General features: G+C 69.2%; 3 protein-coding genes. All 3 read left to right on the forward strand.

The genetic code is table 11. The features are described 5' to 3' along the window. Positions 1–2,460 (forward strand): TonB-dependent receptor (locus LPZ50_RS22180; RefSeq protein ID WP_230665002.1); only part of this gene is annotated, 2,460 nt, incomplete at its 5' end. Between the two features lie 71 nt (positions 2,461–2,531). Beyond that, positions 2,532–3,584 carry a hemin-degrading factor gene (locus tag LPZ50_RS22185; RefSeq protein ID WP_230665003.1) on the forward strand — a complete coding sequence of 351 codons (1,053 nt, stop codon included), beginning with the start codon at positions 2,532–2,534 and terminating at the stop codon, positions 3,582–3,584. Between the two features lie 34 nt (positions 3,585–3,618). Continuing rightward, positions 3,619–4,500 (forward strand): heme/hemin ABC transporter substrate-binding protein, encoded by an 882-nt coding sequence (locus LPZ50_RS22190; protein ID WP_230665004.1) that lies wholly within the window; start codon positions 3,619–3,621, stop codon positions 4,498–4,500. The last annotated feature ends 32 nt before the right edge of the window (positions 4,501–4,532 follow it).

Consider the following 4,532-nt stretch of genomic DNA (forward strand, 5'->3'; position numbering starts at 1 on the left):
GCACAGGCCGCGCCGGCCACGCGCAGTTATCAAGTACCGGCCGGCGAACTGGCCGCGGCGCTGGGCCGCTTTGCCGACCAGGCGGGGGTCACCGTGCTGTTCCAGCCCGATGCGGTACGCGGCCGCCACAGCGCCGGCCTGCAAGGCGCGTATTCGGTGGAAGAGGCCCTGCGCCGCCTGCTGGATGGCACCGGCCTGGCGGCGCGCGAACGCGGCAAGGGCACCTTCGTGTTGCTGCCGCGCGATGCCACCGTGACCCAACTGGCGCCGGTCATGGTTGAAGCCGAAACCCCGCAAGCCGACCCGGCCTGGGCCAGCACCGCAACCCGCCAGGATCTGCAGAACCTGCAGGTGCGCGGCTGGCAGGACGTGGGCAAGCGCCTGGACGCGGGCGTGAACTACAACCGCCAGAACAGCAGCATCAACATCCGCGGCCTGGACGGCGACCGCGTCGCCACGCGCGTCGATGGCATCCGCCTGCCATGGCTGGACGACGGCGCGCGCGGCGTGAAGGGCGGCCTGAACGCGGTGAGTTTTGAATCGCTATCGCGGCTGGACATCATGCGCGGCGCCGATTCCACTTCCGTGGGGTCGGGCGCGCTGGGCGGCGCCGCCGAGCTGCACACCCTGAACCCCGACGACCTGCTGGAAGACGGCCGCAACTTCGGCGCGCTGGTCAAGGGCGACTACGATTCGGCCGACACCAGCCGCGCCGCTCATGCCGCGCTGGCCGGGCGCCTGCAGGCCAACACCACCTGGCTGCTGCAGGCCGGCGTGCGCAAGGGCCACGAGCTGGACAACCGTGCCGGCCAGGGTGGCTACGGCGCCGAGCGCAGCCGGCCCGACCCGGAACACTACACCCAGCGCAATGTCCTGCTGAAACTGCAGCAACGTCTCGATGGCGGCCACCGCGTGGGCCTGACGGGCGAACTGTTCCGCCACGAATCCGACAGCGACAGCAAGTACCTGCAAGGCCCCGGCACCAGCTACCTGCTGGGCGAGAACAGCGCCAGCGAGAACATCGAGCGCAAGCGCGTGTCGCTGGATTACGAATACCAGGCGCCCAGCCCCGGCGGCCTGGTCGACAGCGCCAAGGCCGTGGTGTACTGGCAGCGCCTGCGCCTGGACAAGGGGCTGGACGCCATGCGCAGCGTGGATGCGCGCGCCCGCATCATTCCCGGCGATCCGTTCCGCTATGGGTTTCCCAGCGGCGCCTATGGCCGCGACAACTCCATCCAGGAAAGCCTGTTCGGCGTGAATGCCGAAGCTTCGCGCCGCTTCGACGGCAGTGTGTCGCAGCTGTGGACAGCGGGCGCCGAATGGATGGGCAACCGCACCGAGCAGTACTCCGACGGCTACGACAACTGCCCCGCCATTCCGCCCGGGCTGCCGGCCCCCTTCGGCCCGCGTTCGTGCGACCTGCTGCACACCGACCAGGCCGACATGCCGCGCGTGAAAGGCAGCCAGTGGGCCCTGTGGGCACAGAACGAGATCGGCTTCGCCGAGGGGCGCTACACGCTGACGCCCGCGGTGCGCTACGACCACTACGAACAAAAGCCGCAAAGCACCGACAGCTACGACAGCAACCCGAACGCGGGCGGACTGCCGCCGTCTTCCAGCGGCGGACGCTTTTCGCCGCGCCTGCTGGGCACCTGGAAAGCACGCGAGCAGGTCACCTTGTATGCGCAGTACGCCTACGGCTACAAGGCGCCCACCGCCACCGAGCTGTATACGAACTACGGCGCCCCCGGTACGTATCTGCGCGCGGGCAACCCCTATCTGAAACCCGAATCCAGCCGCGGCTGGGAACTGGGCGCCCGCCTGGGCAATGACGACCTGGGCGGCGCGCTGTCGTTCTTCGACACGCGCTACCAGGACTTCATCGACAAGCAGGTGCCGCTGACGGCCGATTCTCCGCAGTGGCAGCCGGGCTGGGCGGCCCAGTATCCGCTGGGCGTCACGGGTGCCGTGAACCGCGCCCGGGTGCGCATTTATGGCGCGGAAGCCTCGGCGCACTGGCGCTTCGCGCCGGGCTGGCGCACGTGGGGCTCGGTGGCCTGGACAGTAGGCAAAGACCAGGGCACCGGCCAGCACCTGAACTCGGTGCCCCCGCTCAAGGCCATTGTGGGCCTGGGCTATGCGCAAGACCGCTGGGGCCTGGACGCCATGCTGACCACGGCCACCCGCCGCGACAAGGTGGAATACACCGACGCATCGGCCGAAGCCCCGTATCCGGACTTCCAGGCCCCTGGTTATGGCGTGGTGGACCTGATGGGCTATTGGAAGCCGGCGGCCGTGAAAGGCCTGCTGGTGCGCGCGGGCGTCTTCAACGTATTCGACAAGAAGTACTGGGAAGCCATCAACGTGCCCACGGCGGGCGCGACGGCCCTGCCGCGTCCAGTAGACTGGTACACCGAACCTGGGCGCAGCGTGCGCATTTCATTAACCTACCAATACTGAACCCTGGGCCGGCCTATGGCGGCCCAGGCAACACAGGCCGCCCGCCACGCCCGGACACTGGAGCATTACCGATGAGCAAGCCTTCCTACGCCGAACTCAGCGAACAACTGCGCGCCCGCAACGACGCACTGGCCGCAACGCAACCCGGGCAGCGCGCGCGCAACCTGGCGCAAGCCCTGGGGGTATCCGAAGCGCAATGGGTGGCCGCGCAGTGCAATGGGCTGCGCGCCACCGCGCTGACCCGCGCCGAATCGCCGCAGCAGATCTTCCGCGAACTGGGTTCGCTGGGCGAAGTCATGGCGCTGACGCGCAACGAATGGTGTGTGCATGAGCGCCATGGCCAGTACGAATCCATACAGGCCGGCGGCTCCGTGGGCCTGGTGCTGGGTCCGGACATCGACCTGCGCGTGTTCTTCAATGAATGGGACACCGCCTGGGCAGTGGAACAGGACGGCCGCCACAGCCTGCAGTTCTTCGACCGGGCCGGGGTGGCGGTGCACAAGGTATACCGCACCGACGCCAGCGACGCGGCCGCGTACGACGCCCTGGTGGCGCGTTTCGCGGGCGAGCCCGCGTGGCCGCAAAGCCAGGTGGTTCCCGCCAGCGACGACGCCGACACCGTCAGCGACCCCGCCGCCCTGCGCGCGGCCTGGCTGGCCATGCACGACACTCACCAGTTCTTTCCCCTGCTGCGCAAGTTCAAGGTGTCGCGCCTGGCGGCGTTGAAGGCGGTGGGCACCGACCTGGCCCAGCGCGTGGACACCGACACCGCCGAACGCATGCTGCAGGCCGCGGCCGCATCGGGCCTGTCCATCATGTGCTTCGTGGGCAACCGCGGCATGATCCAGATCCACACCGGCCCGGTCGCGAACCTGCGCCGCACCGGCCCGTGGTTCAATGTGCTGGATCCCAAGTTCAATCTGCACCTGAACACGCAGGCCATCGCGTCGGCGTGGGTGGTCAGCAAGCCCACCAGCGACGGATGGGTAACCTCGCTGGAACTTTATGCCGACAATGGCGACCTTATTGTGCAGTTCTTCGGCGAACGCAAGCCCGGCAAGCCGGAACTGGCCGAATGGCGCGCCCTGCTGGGCAGCCTGTGCGCCCAGCCCCTGGCTGCCTGAGCAACGGCCCGCCTGAACGCAACAAAGGAGCATCATGGCAGCACGCTTGTTGAAGACCCTGGCGGCGACCCTGGCGGCCGCGTGGCTGGCGCTGCCCACCCACGCGGCAAAGCACCCGCCCGCCCAGCGCGTGGTGGCCCTGGGCGGCACGGTTACCGAGATCGTCTACGCGCTGGGCCAGGGCGGCCGGCTGGTGGGCAACGACCTGTCCAGCGTGTATCCGCCGCAAGCCAACCAGTTGCCGCGCATCGGCTATTACCGCGCCGTGCCGGCCGAAGGCGTGCTGGCCTTGCGGCCCGACCTGATACTGGCGTCCGACCAGTCCGGCCCGCCCGCAGCCCTGGCGCGCCTGAAGGAAGTGGGCGTGCCCGTGGCCATGGTGTCCGACCAGCCCTCGGTGCAATCGCTGCACGACCGCATCCGCCAGATCGCCGACGCGCTGGGCGTGCCCGAACGCGGCGCGGAGCTGGCTGCGTCCGTCGACGCGGCCCTGAAAGAAGCGCGCGCGCTGCCCGAATCACAGGCGCGCGCCGTATTGATCATGAACCGCACGGGCACCCCGTTGGGCGCGGGTGACCATACCGCGGCTTCACTGGTGCTGCGGCTGTCGGGCCTGGTGAATGTGCTGTCCGACCAGCAAGGCTACAAGCCCCTGTCCGCCGAGGCGCTGAGCGCCCTGGCCCCGCAGGTGATCGTGGTGCCGCGCATGTCGCTGGAATCCTCGGGCGGCATGCAGAAACTGCTGGCCATGCCGGGCATTGCCAACACCCCGGCCGCCGCGAATGATTGCATCGTCGTCATGGACGACCTGCTGGCGCTGGGCACGGGTCCGCGCCTGCCGCAAGCCATCCGCGAACTGAAGGAGACCGATTGTGTCGCTCGCCAGGGCCGGCAGCCGTCCCGCCCCGCCCGCTAGGCGCGCGGCCCCGGCGGCAGTGCTGGCGGGCC

Source organism: Bordetella petrii (genome assembly GCF_020991325.1).
In the GTDB taxonomy this organism is placed as follows: Bacteria; Pseudomonadota; Gammaproteobacteria; order Burkholderiales; family Burkholderiaceae_B; genus Bordetella_A; species Bordetella_A petrii_E.